This is a genomic window from Pseudoalteromonas sp. P1-8 (genome assembly GCF_001399985.1).
Classification (GTDB): Bacteria; Pseudomonadota; Gammaproteobacteria; order Enterobacterales; family Alteromonadaceae; genus Pseudoalteromonas.
This window is the reverse complement of sequence record NZ_LJSO01000012.1, coordinates 79,823-98,361: the sequence shown is the minus strand read 5'-3', so window position 1 is coordinate 98,361 and position 18,539 is coordinate 79,823. Positions and strand designations below refer to the sequence as shown.

The following is an 18,539-nucleotide window of genomic DNA, read 5'->3' as shown; positions in this document are numbered from 1 at the left end:
AAGAGACAAACAGAGTTTGAGACGAATATGGATGACTTTAAGCAAGCCTATTTGTTAGAAAAAGCGGCCAGAGAAGAAGCTGAACAATTGCTCGCAGACAAAAGCCGTATTTTAGTGGCATTAAACAGTGAGCTTGAGCAAAAAATTGCTGATTTAGAGCATCATCAAGCTATGTTCATTCAAGCCGAAAAAATGGCCACTTTGGGCACTCTTTGTGCTGGGGTTGCCCATGAAATAAATAACCCTCTTGCCTATAGCATTAGTAATGTCGATTGTTTAAAAAATTACTGTAATTACTTTAGCGAGTTACTTGCTGTATGTGATGAATTTGCCTGCAACGATGCTGATAAAGCCACGTTTTGTAAGCAGTTAACTGAGCTTAATAAAGTGCACTCGTTTCGCTTTATGGCTGATGACTTACCTGAACTAATAAGCGACACCTCACAAGGCTTGCAAAGGATCAGTAAAATTGTTGCCAATTTACTGGATTTTTCTCGGCCAAAAGGTCACGACAAGCAATTTGCCGATATGACCGAGGCGGTAAAAAGTGCCGTTAAACTACTAGCAAACCAACTCCGTGATTGTAATTTACAAACCCAATACAGTCCTATATCGCAAAGTTGGTGTAACTTACCTGCAATAAGCCAAGTAATTGTCAATATTCTGATAAATGCTAAGCAAGCGTGTAACAGCCTAGGTGAAAAAGCTGAAATATCTGTCGCTGTGTATGAGCTTGAACAGCATATTTATATCGATGTTGAGGACAATGGCGCCGGCATGTCAGAAGAAACCATTGCGAAAATATACGATCCCTTTTACTCCACCAAACCCGTTGGAGAAGGTACCGGCATGGGGATGACCATGGTATATGCCATAGTGCATGAACATCAAGGGTGTATTGATATTCAAAGTACAGAAGGAATGGGCACACGAATTAGCTGCGTGTTCCCGGTACAAAGTCAGGTCAGGAAGACTGTAACTAGCTGACAGTATTTCAGTTGTTGCAAAAATTTGTGAATTCGCTAGGGTAGGAATACACCCTTACCAAAACAACATGTAAAGGCTCAATATGCTTAACCAACAAAGTTCGGATGTATTTAAAAATTACCTCGCTAGTCAAAGCGAAACTAATCAAGTCAGCTTGGATCAAGTGATTGGCTATATGTCTGGTTTGTTAGCCTGCTCAGAGTTTTTTGGTGAGTCAGAGTTAGCAAATTATATTGCCGATAATGATGAAGCGGTATTCAACACCTTAATGACAGATTCAGAGCCGCGCGATGCAATGATTGAGCTGCTCGACAACGTAACCGAAGCACAAGTTGAACAAAAGAAAATCTTAGCCGAATTATACCCAAATGAAGTTAAAAGCAATGAACCAAGCCAAGCACTACAAGACTTTTGTAGCGGGTATATTGCAGCGTACATTGTGAACCAAGATATTTGGCACAGCGATTTACAATTTTTACTCAAGGCTGATTCGCAGCAAGAAAACGAAAGCGAAGATGGCCAGTTGTTTATTGATAATTTTGAAGCAACACTCGATTTACTTACTACTTTTGCAATGTGGGATCAGGCGCTGGCAAATCATCCTGAACCAGAAAAACTAGGCGAAGGGTTTGTCACCTTCTTTAATGCGCTAGACGAGAGCTTATCTGAGATTGCCACTATGGCGTTAATGCTTGAAGATGAAAAACTGGCGATGCTTGAGCAAGATCAGTAAACATTTCCCTCCTCAGTAGAGATAAGCTGATAGTTGCATTATTTTCCTTATTTCTACTGAAAAATGAATAATTCCAACCTTAAAAATTCCATTAATACTACAAATGGAAATATTTATACCTAAGTCGTACCTGATTTTTCTTTCATTTTGTGGATTTGTTGATAGGATGTTTTGCAAGAGTTAATTCGCTGGCTTGAGTTAGCTTTCAAAATCGTGATTTCTAAAATCAACAACACGTGCTTAGTGCTTTTCTTAATTTCTCCAAAAGGGGCGTCTTTTTGTTTTAAGGAAAGCCGGAATATCAACAGGATACACATGACAACACATTCTTTAAGTATGCTGGCCGTTGCGGTTAGTGTGGCTGTTTCTGCGACTTCAGTGCAGGCAGCAGAGCAAGCATCTGCTGTAAAAGCAGATAAAAACATCGAACAAATCTCTGTATTAGGCTCACGAGTTGCCAATCGTACAGCTACCGAATCAACATCGCCGGTTGATTTGATTGATGCTGACGACTTAAACAAAGGTGGTTTCACTGAACTGGGCCAAAGTCTGCAAGCGACGGCTCCTTCATTTAACTTTTCTCGAACGCAAGTGTCAGATGGCTCTGACTTATTTAGACCTGCAACTCTTCGTGGTTTACAGCCAGACCAAACGTTAGTGCTTATCAATGGTAAACGCCGTCATAACCAATCTATTTTTGGTTTAAATGGTACTGTAGGTGCCGGTGCTGCAGGTACCGATATGAATGCGATTCCGCTTACTGCGTTAAAAGGTGTTGAAGTACTTCGTGATGGTGCTGCTGCGCAATATGGTTCTGATGCGATTGCCGGTGTTATCAACTTATCGTTAAACGATTCAACGGGTGTTACAACGGGCTATGTGCAAGCGGGTAGCACGGGGGAAGGCGATGGTGACAATATTTCAATGGGTTTAAACCGTGGCTTTGATTTAGGTGATGAAGGCGGCTTCATTAACTTTTCTTTAGAATACCGTGATGCTGATGGCACCAACCGAGCTGAGCGTGATACTGGAGGCTCAGTTGATGTACCAGCCGGTACGCTGTCTGACGAAGTTCGTTGGGGACAGGGTAATGCTGATAGCGAATTTACCTCTGTGTTTTATAACATGGCATTACCATTTGGTGAGACCGAGCTTTACTCATTTGGCGGATACTCAAACCGTACTGCGCTAGGTAATGGTTTTTACCGTAACTTTGACCAAGCAGCGAAGAACGTTGTGCAAGTATATGGCGATGGCTTTTTACCTCGTATCGATAACGAAGCCGAAGATATTTCGTTTTCACTTGGTTTGCGCGGAGAGTTAAATCCAGATTGGAGCTATGACGTATCTGCCGTATATGGTGAAAATAGCTATGATTTCACTTCAAAAAATACTCTAAATGCCTCGTATGCTGCTGAATATGTAGCGAATAACCCAGATGCAAGTGATACTGATATTGCTGCTAATGCGGGCCCTTCAGGCGGATACTCAGGTGGTTTTAGATTTGATCAAACAACAGTAAATGCAGACCTTAATGGTATTGTAGATATTGGTCGCAGCGAGCCTTTATATGTATCTGTGGGTGCTGAGTACCGTAAAGAAAATTATGAAATCGTGCCGGGCGAAGAAGCCTCTTATGCATGTGGTTTAGCTAATTCAGATACCTCATACCCTGCGGTAAACGACAGCAGCGTATTCGCTGAGTGTGGTTTCCAAGCTTATAACGGTTTGCGTCCTGAAGCGTCAAACAAAGAGAGCCGTCACAGCTATGCATTTTATGTAAATGCCGAAACGCTGATCACGGACGCATGGCAAGTAAGCACAGCGCTTCGTTATGAAGACTTCTCTGATGCCGGTGATGACATCATTGGTAAGCTCGCAACGCGCTATGAAATTACCGATGACTTTGCCGTGCGTGGTGCGATTTCTTCTGGCTTTAGAGCACCATCACTGCAACAAAGTGCCTATACAGCTTACACCACAAACTTAGGTGCTGGTGGCGTGTTATTGCAATCATTCACAGCAACAGCGGGCTCTGATTTTCCGTCAGCACTTGGCGTTGATAGCCTTGGCCTTGAAAGCTCAGAAAACTTAAGTGCAGGTTTTGTTTACAATGTAACCAGCGATTTATCGCTAACCGTTGATTTTTACCATGTTGCTATTAAAGACAGAATTACCCTTGGCAGCTTAATGTCGGCGGACGATGTTTCGTTTAGTGCCGAGGCCGTGGCCGCGCTTAATGCAACAGGAGCACAGCAAGCTAACTACTTCTCAAACTCAGTTGATTCAACCACTAAAGGGGTTGATATTATTGCTTCGTACCGCACCGATTTGTACGACGGTAATTTCTCAGCAACCTTTGCGGGTAACATTAACGAAACTGAAATTGATGATGTAAATGCACCTGAGGGTATTCCTGAATCAATCGCCCTTGATGATTTACAACGTAGTTTCTTAACAGACGGTCAACCAGGTGAGCGTGCTACGCTAACGTTTGAATACGATCGTGGCGATTTCAACAGCATGCTACGCTTTAACTACTATGGTGAAACAGACGTTAAATACTTTGGTAATGACCACATTGGTTTACCTGATGAGCTATCACCTACCGGTGAGTTTAAAGACACAAGCACGGTAGAGTCTGCGGTATTAGTGGATGTTAACGTGGGCTATCAGCTAACCGATGAACTCATGCTATCGGCGGGTATTGATAATATCTTTGATGTAACGCCAGACGAGCTAGGCGAAGATGAAGCACTTGATTTTATTACGAATAAAGCATTCAAATACCCTGTTCGTGCACTACCTTATGGTTTTGATGGTATGACCTACTATGCAAAATTAAGTTTTAGTTTTTAATTCCTAAGTTGATATGAAACTTAAATAGCGCCTAATGGCGCTATTTTTTTGCTTAATTGTAGTATCCGACATTTGTCGCTTTATCAATGACAGTTGTCTTTAATTAGAGAGTTGCAAGGGGAAAGTTTGCGAGTTTCGAGGTGCGAGAAACGAGATACGAGATACGAGATACGAGATACGAGATACGAGATACGACGAGATACGAGATACGAGATACGAGATACGAGATACGAAATACGAGACAAGAGATACGAGATGCGAGACACGAGATGCGAGATACGAGATACGAGACACGAGACACGAGATGCGAGACACGAGATACGAGATACGAGACACGAGATGCGAGATGCGAGTCTGTAGCAGCGATTTTATATCGCGTTTCTCTCGAACCTAGCTAGGCGTTATGCTTGCATGGCGCACGAAACAAGTTTCACGCCTACGTCTAATAGTTTTACATTTATGTGGTATTTGAGAGTTCATGGCTGAAGCCATTCCTACAAACGACATCAAATTCGTAGCAGAGATTTTATATCGCGTTTACTCTCGTATCTCTCACCTCGCATCTCGAACCTAGCTCCTAGTTCCTAGTCCCTAGTCCCTAGCACCTAACCCCTCGAACCTAGTCCCTAGCACCTAACCCCTCGAACCTAGTCCCTTTTAACTCGTTCGCATATCTCGCGCATTTGTTGTTTTATTTCGGGTTCTTTTTCATCGAATAATTTGGTGATACGTTCGATATAGGCATGGTTTTCTTCGAATGGTACGCCGATTTCGTAGACATCGGCAGCTTCTCGTAGCATTTCTTTATCAAACTCACTGAAAATATCGACCATCCCTTGGGCTTTTTCTCGCTCGATACCAAGTGCCTCAAAGGCTGAACGGCCCATGCGCATGGTGCTGTCGTAAGTTTCGCGAATAATATCTCGACATCCGTAAGCCCATAAATCGTATACATGATGGCGGTCTACAGCGCGGGCAACTACATGTAAATGCGGGTAATTTTGCATCGCATAACGAACTAATTTAGTGATTTGTTCGGCATCATCAAGCGCAACAACCAGCAGTTTTGCATCTTCAATGCCTGCAGCACTGAGTAGATCTGGTCGAGTGGCATCACCAAAAAAGTTACGAATACCAACACGCTCAAGGGCTTCGAGTTGCTTGTAGTTGTAATCAATCACAGTGGTTTTATAACCGCCAGCTTGTAAAATACGGTCAACCAGCCCACCCATTCTGCCTGAGCCTGCAATGATCACATGGCTATCATCAGGGAACTCTTCTGTTTCTTGCCCTGCTTGCTCACAAATAAAGCGTGGTGCTATCACACGTTGATACAGAATAAATAACCCCGGCGAAACCAGCATGGATAAGGTCACAACCAGTAATAGCTGGTCGGCAACGGCTGTGGCTAAAACATTATTAGAAACACTGTAAGCAAGTAGTACAAAACCAAACTCACCAGCTTGTGCAAGCCCTAGTGCTAGCAACCAAAGTGCGGCGCCTTTTAGGCCAAAAATACGGCCTAAAATTAATAGCACAACTGTTTTAGTTACAATCAGTGCGCTAGTTAATAGCACGATGTTGGCTAGGTTATCTGCGAGTAATTGAAAATTGATACTTGCGCCAACGGTGATAAAGAATAATCCAAGTAATAGCCCTTTGAAGGGATCGATATTACTTTCGAGCTCATGTTTATAAGGTGAGTTTGCAAGTACAACACCCGCTAAAAAGGTGCCAAGCGCAGGGGATAAGCCAACTAACGACATCATTAAAGCGATACCTATAACAAAAAATAGGGCTGTTGCGGTAAATAACTCGCGAAGCCGTGCTAGTGCGACAAACCTAAAAATCGGTGCGGTTAAGTAGTTACCACCAAAAACGACGAGCGCGATCATACCTAAAGTAACCAGCGCTGCTTGCCAGCTTTCAAGGCCCGCCACCAAGCTTAAGCGAGCATGACCGTCTTCGCTTGCATGGGTTGTATCTGCAATAGCAGGCGCTAATTCAGGTAAAGCCAGTAATGGAATAAACGCAAGCATAGGAATAACGGCTATATCTTGGGTGAGTAATACGCTAAATGAGGCTTGGCCACCATCTGATTTTAATAGCCCGCGCTCTGAAAGCGTTTGCAGTACAATAGCGGTCGATGAAAGCGATAATATTAAGCCTATTGTAAGTGCTGTTTGCCATGCATGACCAAATGCTAAACCAATTCCAGTAAAAGCGGCTGCTGAGAAAACCACCTGTCCGCCACCTAGGCCAATAAGCTGCTTTCGCATTGACCAAAGCGCTTTGGGTTCTAGCTCTAAGCCAACAATAAATAACATCATTACCACACCAAACTCAGCAAAATGCTGGATGGCAATCACATCAACATTTAAAAATGTCAGTGTTGGCCCAATAACAATACCTGCGAGTAAGTAGCCAAGCACTGAGCCAAGTCCAAACTTGCTGGCAATAGGCACGGCAATAATGCCTGCAATAAGGAAAATATAGGCGATTAAGAGAAAGTCAGTCATCGTAATCCTGTTTGTTTTTAATTAACTATGATTGTTTTCGCTAGTTTTGCCAGCAGTTAGGTAGTGAATGCAATAAAAATACGAATTTAGTCAGAAAAATGACAACAAGGCATGGTGTTTAGTAAAAGCGCTTAAGACAAAATAAGTGGGGAAATCGTCGTTTTTTTCTTAAAAACCGCTTGCGTAGCGCTTAGGTAGGTATATACTCGCAACACTTTAAATAGGAGCAAAAAATGAGCAAAAAGAAACAACGTACACAAGGCCAAGTTGATACTGGTCGTGGTGTAATTAACGATAATGTGTACGCCGCAATGGTTACATCTAAGCTGTTCACCGCAAAAGTAGAGAAACCTAAAAAAGGTAAAGGTGCATATCAACGTAAGGCAAAGCATGCAGGACGAGAGTCCTATTTAATCGCTGCTTAATTAAGTTGTGATCAAATAGGATTTTTGTGAAAAGCAAACACTGAGTGTTTGCTTTTTTTTATGACTAAAATTCTTGTTAAGAATAATTTTCACTCAATTTTTATAGAAATTTTTACTTGAAAACTAATTTATTCGTTATATACCCATAATCGACACAATCATTATTTTCACCTACCCTCACACAATTGTTGCTTGTTTTTTATACAGGCCAGGAGTGCCGCGCTTTCCGTGGTTAAATTATTGTTAATTTTATGTTCATTTTCACTCGGTAAAATCATCCTCGTTTTTGCTTTTTGATAAAAATAATTAATTCTTTTTTAGTGGTTTTAACTGGGCTTAGCATCAAAAAGTGTGTTTATTTTACCCTTTATAGGTAAATGTAAGCTTGACGTAATAGCGCTTTGTGTTACTTTAAAGTTGGATTTGTAAAATAAATGTTATTAAAACTTTGGGCGGAGGGAGCGAATGAGCTCGCATAAATTAATAAAAAATGCCTTTAAACTGAGTGCGCTGTCACTAGGTTTATACGGCTTTACAGCACAGGCTGCGATTGATTGCAGCAACTTAGAAGTGTGGCAACAAGGGCAAACACATGTTGGTGGTGATCAGGTTCAGGCACAAGGTAGCGCTTATGAAGCTAAGTGGTGGACGCAAACCAACCCTGTGGAGACTTCTGGTGTCGATCAAGAATGGCGTTTATTGGGTGTCTGTGACAGCGTTGTCAATGAGAATCAAGCGCCTCAAATTAGCAGCTTAACACCCGCAGAGGGTTCTTTATTTACCACTAGTGACAGCGTTGTCATAAGTGCTGTCGCTACTGATCCTGATGGTAGCGTGGCAAGTGTAGAGTTTTTTGTTGATGGAACATCGCTGGGTGTTGTGACAAGCACACCTTACTCAGCGAGCTGGCAAGCAACGCAAGGCAGCCATGTGATTAGTGCGGTCGCAACGGATGATTTAGGGCTAACCTCTACAGCGGTTGCACACTCAGTGAGTGTGTCTGATGACGTTGAGCCGGTTAACCAAGCGCCAGTGGCAAGCATTGAATTTAGCTCACTGCCATCACAAGTAATGGTGGGTGACAGTGTGGTGTTTGCGCTTTCTGGCACTGATAGCGATGGCCAAGTAACCGCATTATCGTTAACTGAAAACAGCACTGAAGTTCATCAAGCAAGTGCTGCTTCTTCAAGTTACAGTTGGCAGGCTCCAGCACTTGGGCAATTTTCATTTACCTTAACAGTGACCGATAACGAAGGCGCGACGGATACACAAAGCAAAGTTGTTAATGTTGTTGAAGCAACAGAACCCGGTACAGATTGTAAACCACAAGGCTTATACCAAACACCGGGTGTCAATACCCCATACTGTAGCGTGTATGATGAAAATGGTCGCGAGAAAATGGGCGCCGATCATCCACGCCGAGTTATTGGTTATTTTACGAGTTGGCGAAATGGTGCCAACGGTCAGCCAAGTTACTTAGTTAACGATATTCCTTGGGACAAGATCACCCATATTAACTATGCCTTCGCGCATGTTGATGGCAATAACAAGGTCTCGATTGGTGATCCAAATGCTGCTGGCAACCCAGCGACAAACATGACTTGGCCGGGCGTTACAGGCGCTGAAATGGATCCAAGTTTTAGTTACACAGGTCACTTTAACTTACTCAATAAATTCAAAAAACAACACCCAGATGTAAAAACCTTAATCTCTGTAGGTGGCTGGGCTGAAACCGGTGGTTATTTTGGTGAAGACGGTACTCGCGTAAATAGCGGTGGTTTCTACACGATGACAACCAATGCCGATGGCTCTGTGAACCAAGCGGGAATTGATGCTTTTGCGAAAAGCGCGGTTGAGTTTATTGAAACCTACGGTTTTGATGGTGTCGATATTGATTACGAATACCCATCGTCAATGAATGACTCAGGCCACCCTGATGATTTTCCTATCTCTAATGCACGTCGCGCAGGTCTTAACGCCTCGTATCGTGTATTGATGCAAAAACTACGTGAAGAACTTGATATTGCAGGTGAAAAGGCTGGTAAGCATTACTTGCTAACGATTGCTTCGCCATCTTCGGGTTACTTATTACGTGGTATGGAAACATTCCAAAGCGTGAAGTATCTCGATTACGTTAACATTATGTCTTATGACTTACATGGTGCATGGAATTCACATGTAGGCCATAACGCAGCCTTGTTTGATACCGGTCTTGATTCTGAATTAGCGCAATGGGGCGTTTATACCACCGCTGAGTTTGAAGGTATTGGCTACTTAAATACGGATTGGGCTGTGCGTTACTTCCGCGGCGCGGTCTCTGCAGGTCGAATCAATATTGGTATTCCATATTACACCCGTGGCTTTAAAGATGTGTCGGGCGGTACTAATGGTTTATGGGGCCAAGCAGCGCTGCCAGATCAATCAAAATGTGCGAAAGGGACTGGCGTTGGTGAGAAAAACCAATGCGGTAATGGCGCACTTGGCATTGATAACCTATGGCACGATAAGAACGATGTTGGTGAAGAAATGCCAGCAGGTTCGAACCCACTATGGCATGCGAAAAATCTCGAAAATGGCATTAACCCTTCTTACCTTGAAATCTATGGCCTAACGCCAGAAACCGATGCAGATGATGTATTAACCGGAACTTACACACGTTTCTACGATGATGTAGCTGTTGCTCCATGGCTTTGGAATGCAGAGAAAAAGGTATTCTTATCAATTGAAGATGAGCAATCAATGGCAACCAAAGTTGATTATGTTATCAACAATGGCCTTGGTGGCATCATGTTCTGGGAGCTTGCTGGTGACTATGATTATGACTCAGCGAAAGGTGAGTATTTCATGGGCTCAAGCTTAACCACACTTGCTTACGATAAATTTAACCAAAGTGGTGTGGCTTACAACACTCATCAAGGTAATGTCGATTTCACCATGCCAAGCGAAGCTGTTGACGTAAGCTTTACAGTGAAAGACTTCCCAATTGGTGATGATAACTATCCAATTTCACCTACATTCGCATTCACCAATAACTCAGATATCGATTTAAGCGGCGCGAAAATCAGCTTTGATGTGCCCGTTTCTACCTCGGCAATTTTCAAATCGAATTGGAATGCACAAGAAAAGCTCGGCATGGCAGTTGAAGCGAATGGCTCTAATGCGGCTGGCGATAATATCGGTGGCTTTGAAAATGAGTTCCATCGTTTTTCAATCACCTTAGTGAATGAGTGGGGCGGTATCGAAAAGTCATTTAACACTGGTGAAACCGTTGAGGCGCAAGTTATGTACTACATGCCAATTACGGGGCCATCTAACTTCACGATTGAGAAAAATGGTAAAACCTACGCCTTTAAATTTGAATACCCAATGCTACCAGATGGCACAGCTGGCAGTGGTGATACGGGCGGTGACACCGGTGGTGATACGGGTGGCGAGGGAAGCTGTAATGGTGTTGATGTAGCAAGCATCCCTGTGTATCCAAATTGGCCGCAAACTGACTGGGCTGGTAACCCAAGCCATGCTGTTGGCGGCGACCTAATGAATCACAACAACGTGATTTACGAAGCAAAGTGGTGGACGAGCACAGAGCCAGGCACATCTGCTGACTGGACGGTGAGTTGCACGCTTTAACCAACTAAGCGGAGCAAGGACTTTGCTCCGCATTTCTACAGCGAGAACAACAATGAAAGTAATGAAATCAAAGGCATTGTCTTTATCAGCAGTGGCAACCAGCATGCTGCTTGCCTGTGCATCAAGCCATGTGAATGCCCACGGATTCTTAGAAAGCCCGAAGGCACGCCAAGCATTTTGTAATGCTGATGGCGGGTACTGGTGGCCTGCTGATGGCACTGGGATCCCTAACCTCGCTTGCCGAGCAGCATTTGTTGAAGCAGGACATGTGCAGTTTGTGCAAGACATTGAATACTCGGCAAATACGGTTAACTACACTGAGCTTGAAGCAGTAAAACAAAGTGTACCTGATGGCCGATTATGTGCCGCAGGCGACCCAGAAAAACGCGGTATGGATTTACCTTCAGCGCATTGGCAACGCAGTGAGGTTATTCCTAATGCAAATGGCGATATTTTAGTGCGATTTTTAGCGAGTACGCCGCATAACCCGAGTTTTTGGCAGTTTTATTTAACAAAACCGGGCTTTGATAGTGCGACTCAAGTGCTTACTTGGGACGATCTAGAGCTTGTTGAAGAGTACGGCAATCTTGGTTTTAGCATTGATGCTAACAACGACCGTTACTATGAAATGAGCGTGTCTATTCCACAAGGGCGCAGTGGCGATGCCATTTTATACACGCGTTGGCAACGAGATGATGCCGGCGGCGAAGGCTTCTACAACTGTAGCGATATTAATATTGTCAGCGATGCGACCCCGACAGAGCCAACCGATTGGGCAGCAATTAGCTACTTTGTTCGTCAAGGACAAGACGCTGAGGTTGGCGGTAGTGTGTCGGCTCGGTTATTTGATGAAAATGGCCAAGAGTTACTTACTCAACAAATGCAGATCACAGCTGATAATCAAGCTAATTGGCAGGCTGAATTTGCAGCGTTGTTAAACCTTAATTACGCGCACTTAGTTAATATTGGCGTGCAAAATAGCACCGGAGATATTGCCTTTGATGCGTCTGATTTAATGACTAATCAGGTCTTTACAACGAATGCAAACTACAGCTTTGCACTAAGCGTACAAGCGGCTCCTGACAATACCGCGCCAATTATTCATCAACCAGATGACCTTCAAGTTGAAGAAGAAAGCAGCACCGCGATACACCTACATGCCTTTGATGATCAACAAAGCACATTAACTTATAGCTGGGATGTACCTGAACCACTGAGCTTTACGGGCAGCGATGCCAACATCACGCTAAATGCCCCCGCTGTAGATGCTGATACAAGCTACACCGTAAGTGTATCGGTGTCAGATGGCGAGCTCACAAGCCAAGTTAGTTTTACCGTGACTGTGCTTAATAGCACTGTGGTCGACCCTGATCCAGTTGATCCGAGCGTGCCTGCTTGGAATAGCACAAGCCAATACAACACGGGCGATAAAGTGAGTTTTAACGGCGGAGTTTACAGTGCGAAATGGTGGAACCAAGGCGCACAACCAGACAGTAGTGATGCATGGCAGCTTGAATCTGGCAGTGTATCAATCGAATGGAACAGCGGCAAAGCCTATCAAGGCGGCGACGAAGTAACCTATCAAGGACAGCGCTATCGAGCGCAGTGGTGGACCCAAGGAGATGTACCGGGTGCCAGCCAAGTATGGAAAGAAATCTAAAGTTTTGTAGTTCAAACTTTATCAATAACAGCGTAACGCTATATAAAAATAGATAAGAGAGAATCATGAATATAAAACAATTAAGCGCAGCCATTGGTGTTGCACTCTTTGCAAGTGCAGCGAATGCGGCACCATCAACACCAACCATTATTTGGGAGCCACAAGAATACTCATTTGTTGAGGTTGATCTTGAAGGTACAGGTTCATATAAGAGCTTGGTGAACCGTGTTGATGAAGTCACTATCAGCATTGAATGGAACGCATGGAGTGGTGACGGCGGCGACAGCTACAAAGTGTATTTCGATGATATGCTGGTTAATGAAGGCTCGCTGGCAGCAGGCACTAAAAGTGGTGTTATTAGCTTCCCGTATGATAAAGCAGGTCGTCACACATTATATGTAGAACTATGTGAAGGCGGTACCACCTGTGCTCGCAGTGAAGGTAAGCCAATTGTTATTGCCGATACAGATGGCGGCCACTTAGCGCCATTGCCGATGGATTATGATCCAAATAACCAAGATATTGGCACCAAAGACGGCCTAGTAACAGGCGCCTACTTTGTTGAATGGGGTATTTATGGTCGTGACTATGATGTAACCAATATTCCAGCGCAAAACCTCAGTCATATCTTGTATGGTTTTATTCCAATTTGTGGACCGAATGACTCGTTAACGGGCGGCCCTAAAAACGCGCTAAATACTGCTTGTGCGGGTTCTCAAGATTTTGAAGTGGTGATCCACGACCCATGGGCTGCGATTCAAAAAGCGCTACCAGGTGTTGATAGTAATGACCCAATTCGTGGTACGTATTCGCAGTTAATGGCGTTAAAGCAACGTTATCCTGATCTGAAAATTTTACCATCGGTGGGTGGTTGGACTTTATCAGACCCATTTGCCTACTTTACCGATAAAGCCAATCGCGACACGTTTGTGGCATCAATGGAAGAGTTTTTAAGAACCTGGAAGTTCTACGATGGTGTTGATATTGACTGGGAATACCCTGGTGGTCAGGGTGCTAATCCAAACTTAGGCGACCCAGTTGCTGACGGCCCTGCATACGTTGCGCTAATGCAAGAGCTGCGCGCGATGCTCGATAAGCTTGAAGCAGAGACAGGTCGTGAGTATGAGTTAACATCAGCGATTGGTGCAGGTTACGACAAAATTGAAGATGTCGACTACTCACAAGCTCAGCAATATATGGATTACATTTTCTTAATGAGCTACGACTACTATGGTGCATGGAGCAATGTAACTGGCCATCAGGCTGCGCTTTATTGTTCATCGCATTTCCGTGTTGGTCAGTGTGATGGCACGGGTGTTGATGAAGAAGGCGTTCCATATAAAGGCCCTGCTTATACAACTGATAATGCAGTGCAAAATCTACTTGCGCAAAACGTACCATCGAAAAAAATCGTGGTAGGTGCTGCTATGTATGGCCGTGGCTGGGAAGGTGTTTATCCAGAAAACGCGACTATCGCTGATAACCCTATGACAGCACCGGGCAACGGCAAACTTAAAGGCACTACAGCGCAAGGTGTATGGGAAGACGGTGTAATCGATTATAAAGGCATCAAAACTTACATGTTGGGCGCTGCAGAAAATGGCATCAATGGGTTTGAAACAGGTTATGACGAACAAGCCGAAGCCGCTTATGTATGGAACCGTAGCAACGGTAAATTAATTACATACGATAACCGTCGTTCTGTTTTGGCAAAAGGTGCTTATGTTAATCAATATAATCTAGGTGGTCTGTTTGCATGGGAAATTGACGCTGATAATGGCGATATTCTTAATGCCATGCACGAGGCACTTGGTGGTACCGTCACTGAGCCTAGCAATAGAGCGCCAGTGCTATCTGTATCAAGTGCAGTATCTGTTAATGCGGGCGAAAGTGTATCTGTTAGTGCATCGGCAACTGACGCAGATAACGATCCACTAAGCTTTAGCTGGACAGCTGACAGTGCGTTAACAGTAACTGGTGAAAATTCAAATACCCTTGTAATCACAGCGCCATCAGTGACTGCTGATACGCAATACACGGTTGCTGTGAGTGTGAGCGATGGCGAGGCAAGTGTAAGCCGTAACGTTACAGTAAATGTAGTAGCACCAACGACAGGCGAGAATCAAGCACCAGTCGTTGCGGCAATTACTGATAAAACAGTGGCAGAAGATGCGAGTGTGGACGTGGCTGTTTCGGCATCTGATGCTGATGGCGATGCGCTTTCATACAACTGGAGTGTGCCAGCAGGCTTAACGCTAGTGGGCTCAGGTGCTGATGTGAGTTTACAAGCGGGCAGCGTTGATGCAGATACTAGTTATGTTGTGTCGGTTTCGGTAAGTGATGGCCAAACAGCAACAGCAGTGAGCTTTAATGTCACCGTGACAGACTCGGGTACAACAACTCCGCCAGATGGTGAAACGACATGGGATGCAGCGGCTATCTATGTAGGTGGTGATACGGTAATTTATAACGGCCTAGAGTACACCGCTAAATGGTGGACACAAGGCGAGCGCCCTGATTTAGGCGGCCCATGGGAAGCAACTTCACAACCAACCGACGGTAATGGTGATGTTGTATGGCAAGCTGCGGGTATCTATAACGGTGGCGACCAAGTTACTCACCAAGGTAATAAATACGAAGCGAAATGGTGGACTCAAGGAGACGAGCCAGGTGTCGCGGATGTATGGAAAGCACTTTAAGTGCAATAACCACATTTAATGCCCATCATTAAAATGTGATTTCCCTTCAAAGCAGCCGTATGGCTGCTTTTTTGTGGGGGAAATAAGAAAGAGTAAAGTTAGCGAGGGGAAAGGGGAAAGAAGCTGTCAGCTTTCAGCTTTCAGCGGTCAGACGACCTGTGGGGTTGGTTAGGTCGAGTATTCATCTTAGCGATTTAAGTCTTGTAGGAGGTACTTTAGTGGCGAATAGAACCCAACATAGTCCATGTAAACCTTTTCAAATTTCCTATCTTCAGGCGCGCGAAACAAGTTTCACGCTTACGAATGAAAACATTAGGCTCTAGGTTCTAGGTTCTAGGACGCGATGTAAAATCGCTGCCACAGACTCGTACCTCGCACCTCGAATCTCGTACCTCGCAACTTTACTCTTTCCCCTTGAAACTCGCTAACTTAAGACATTTCCCGGCTAAAGCCAGTCCTACGGGGGAAACATCAGGCGCTAGGTTCTGGGTTCTAGGACGCGATGTAAAATCGCTGCCACAGACTCGTACCTCGCACCTCGTACCTCGCACCTCGTACCTCGCACCTCGCACCTCGCACCTCGAATCTCGTACCTCGTAACTTTACTCTTTCCCCTTGAAACTCGCTAACTTATGATTTCCCACTTCACACATTGGTCTTTCAGACATTATCAACCATACTTGAATAATATGATCTGTAAGTATTTAAACTAAGGTGGCTTAATGGGGTTAAAAGCGCTGTTTTTACTTGTTGTTGCTGTATTGAGTAACTCGGCTTTTAGCTGCGATAAAACCCTAAAAGTGGGGATTAGTCAGCAGTGGGCACCTTATGCTTTTAAGCAAAATGGCAAGCTCACTGGAATTGATATTGATGTGGTTAATTTAGTGCTAAAAGAAGCAGGATTTTGCGCTAAATATGTTGTTATGCCTTCATCTAAACGGGGCTTTGCAGAGCTTAAGCACGGTAAAGTCGATTTACTACCGGCAGCAAGCTATAGCACTGAGCGTGACTCTTTTAGTTTCTTTTCAGAGCCTTACCGTAATGAAGTGATGCGTTTGTTTTGGTACCCGCATGGCCGCTTAGAGTCTCTAGACTTACAAGGACTGCTCGAACATCAGCAAGTTATTTTAACTAATAGTGGTAGTTATTTTGGCCCTGACTTTACTCATTTAAAAGAAGACGCAAAATATAAAGAACAACTCGTTACTGTGTCATCTTTGCGTCAGCGCCTCGCTATGCTAGTTGCTAGGCGGGTCGATTTTTTTGTTGATGATGAACTAGCTGGTTTATATTTAATTCAAAAAAATAATCAGCAGGGTATCGAGCTGCATCCGTATATTGTCAATAATGACAGTGTTTATTTTATGCTGAGTGAAACAACCCTGTTAGCAGAAGACAGAGCGGCTATTAACTCAGCAATTTTAAACAACCAGCAAGCGATAACTGAGATCATCGCTCGCTATGTTAAGCACTAAACTCTCCCAAACACTAAATTATCCTAAACGAGTTACGCGCAGTTTAATGCGTCCCGCATTCGCCCCATAAAAACGGTTTAGATCGTTAGCAAAAGGGCAAAATTCGCCTGATTTAGCAATACGAATATCGGCACCTTCAGCAATTTCAAACAAATGATCGTCGTTGTTATCGATAGCGCCAATCAACGCAAACCATTGTGCGTGGGGTAAACGTCTAAACGGTTCAAGCGCGGCCATCGGGATTTCTTTCACCCCAAGTTGGATATTGTCACGGTGCCAGCCGGCAGGGCCACAACTAATGCCGTCGTCATACCAAGTTTGCTCTGGATAAGGCGTAAATCGGTAAGTACCACCTTGCTCTAACATTAAGCCTGTGTGGTTGTATTTTTCAGCGCCATAAACAAACACATCTTTACTTTCGTCTATGCTCAGCACCGTCATATTTTGTTTATCAAGCGCAATATGCGGGCTTAAACCCTTAAAGCTTAAGCGAGTTTCGTCATTATAAAGTACGTCGTAGTGAAGGCTCTTTAACGATTCAGGGCGATAGCTCGTTAAACGATTAATACGCTCTGCTACTGTGTAATGAATAGTTGGCGCGAGCTTGCTTTGTTCGTTATCAACCAATACACAGCATTCGCGATCTACCAGTTTAAACAAAGGGTTAAACCAAAAATAGTTTTGCTGATGGCTTAGTGCCAATGGATCTGGTGTAACGGTGACATCATCTTGAGCAATGAGGTTACGATGCTCTTCTGGGAGCAAGGTGTTGTAATTGATATCCGCACTGGTAAGTAAGTTTAGTGCGACGGTTTGTTCAATCAGCCACTCAATCGCATAGCGTAGGCAAATGTCGGCTAAACCATCACGATAATAACCGCCACCCACATCTGAATGAGCGCCCGCAAACCAGATCTCTTGTACATGCGGCGCACTATTAATAAGTGTAGGTTCAAATGCACGGCGCTTTTCATCAAGTGCCACGCAATGAAGGGCTGCTTTTATATTGCTTGCAAGTGTGTAGTTTTCAAAAATAACGTGCTCAGCACCGCGGGTTGCTTTTGTTACCTTTGAAAAACCAATTGATGCAACAGTATCAAATACACATAAGTAAACATCATCACTAATAAATGGCTCTAAACATTTGGCAAAGCGCCTAGCAAGGGCAGCACCGCGGCTAAAACCAGTTAGTAGTACTTTATCACCCACAGTGTAGTAGCTTTTAAAGTCGCTCATAGCACGGTTTAAAATGCTAGCTACATCATCACCTCTTGGTGCAAGGGCTTGATTGAATAAACGTCGAAAGCGGCTACCTTGGGTGCCTATACCCTGATAATAAAAGCTAAGTTGGGTTGGAAATGGTGTTTCGGGTTCGCTATTGAGTGCGCCACCAAAAAGTAAATGAAGTTTAAGAATATTAGAAATACTGGCGTCTTCTTTGAAGTGTGCAGCGCTGAATTGTTCTGCATCACGAGGCTCGCTGCCTGTGCCATCAAAGTTGAAAATCAGCGTTTTAGCGGTCATAGCGTCATTCCTTTAGTGGTTTGTATAA

The 18,539-nt window shown here is 44.0% G+C and carries 10 protein-coding genes; 8 read left to right on the top strand and 2 right to left on the bottom strand.

What is annotated here, in order from left to right; all coding sequences use genetic code 11:
* Positions 1-27: 27 nt before the first annotated feature.
* The 3 genes from AN213_RS15780 (at position 28) to AN213_RS15765 (ending at position 4,579) form a co-directional block, all read left to right on the top strand.
* Positions 28-987 carry a sensor histidine kinase gene (locus AN213_RS15780; RefSeq protein ID WP_055199086.1) on the top strand — a complete coding sequence of 320 codons (960 nt, stop codon included), beginning with the start codon at positions 28-30 and terminating at the stop codon, positions 985-987.
* A gap of 82 nt (positions 988-1,069) precedes the next feature.
* Positions 1,070-1,720 (top strand): UPF0149 family protein, encoded by a 651-nt coding sequence (locus AN213_RS15775; RefSeq protein WP_055199085.1) that lies wholly within the window; start codon positions 1,070-1,072, stop codon positions 1,718-1,720.
* A 315-nt stretch (positions 1,721-2,035) separates the two neighbouring features.
* Positions 2,036-4,579: a TonB-dependent siderophore receptor gene (locus AN213_RS15765; RefSeq protein WP_055199083.1), complete on the top strand. Its 2,544-nt coding sequence runs from the start codon at positions 2,036-2,038 to the stop codon at positions 4,577-4,579.
* 647 nt (positions 4,580-5,226) lie between these two features.
* Here AN213_RS15765 and AN213_RS15760 read toward each other — a convergent pair.
* A complete protein-coding gene (locus tag AN213_RS15760) occupies positions 5,227-7,098 on the bottom strand; it encodes a monovalent cation:proton antiporter-2 (CPA2) family protein (protein ID WP_055199082.1) in 1,872 nt (623 codons plus the stop codon).
* A gap of 233 nt (positions 7,099-7,331) precedes the next feature.
* Between AN213_RS15760 and arfA the strand changes: the two genes are divergently transcribed.
* From arfA to AN213_RS15735, 5 genes are all read left to right on the top strand, one after another.
* Positions 7,332-7,523, top strand: coding sequence for an alternative ribosome rescue factor ArfA (gene arfA / locus AN213_RS15755; RefSeq protein WP_054563243.1), 192 nt, complete (start codon positions 7,332-7,334; stop codon positions 7,521-7,523).
* A gap of 465 nt (positions 7,524-7,988) precedes the next feature.
* Positions 7,989-11,153 (top strand): glycosyl hydrolase family 18 protein, encoded by a 3,165-nt coding sequence (locus AN213_RS15750; protein WP_055199081.1) that lies wholly within the window; start codon positions 7,989-7,991, stop codon positions 11,151-11,153.
* A gap of 52 nt (positions 11,154-11,205) precedes the next feature.
* Positions 11,206-12,813, top strand: coding sequence for a lytic polysaccharide monooxygenase (locus AN213_RS15745; RefSeq protein WP_055199080.1), 1,608 nt, complete (start codon positions 11,206-11,208; stop codon positions 12,811-12,813).
* Between the two features lie 65 nt (positions 12,814-12,878).
* Positions 12,879-15,512: a glycosyl hydrolase family 18 protein gene (locus AN213_RS15740; protein ID WP_055199079.1), complete on the top strand. Its 2,634-nt coding sequence runs from the start codon at positions 12,879-12,881 to the stop codon at positions 15,510-15,512.
* A gap of 722 nt (positions 15,513-16,234) precedes the next feature.
* Positions 16,235-16,987: an ABC transporter substrate-binding protein gene (locus AN213_RS15735; protein ID WP_054563247.1), complete on the top strand. Its 753-nt coding sequence runs from the start codon at positions 16,235-16,237 to the stop codon at positions 16,985-16,987.
* A gap of 18 nt (positions 16,988-17,005) precedes the next feature.
* On the opposite strand, the gene AN213_RS15730 is transcribed toward AN213_RS15735, so the two are convergent.
* On the bottom strand, positions 17,006-18,511 hold the full coding sequence (locus AN213_RS15730) for a DUF2235 domain-containing protein (protein ID WP_055199078.1): 1,506 nt from the start codon (positions 18,509-18,511) through the stop codon (positions 17,006-17,008).
* Positions 18,512-18,539: the final 28 nt, after the last annotated feature.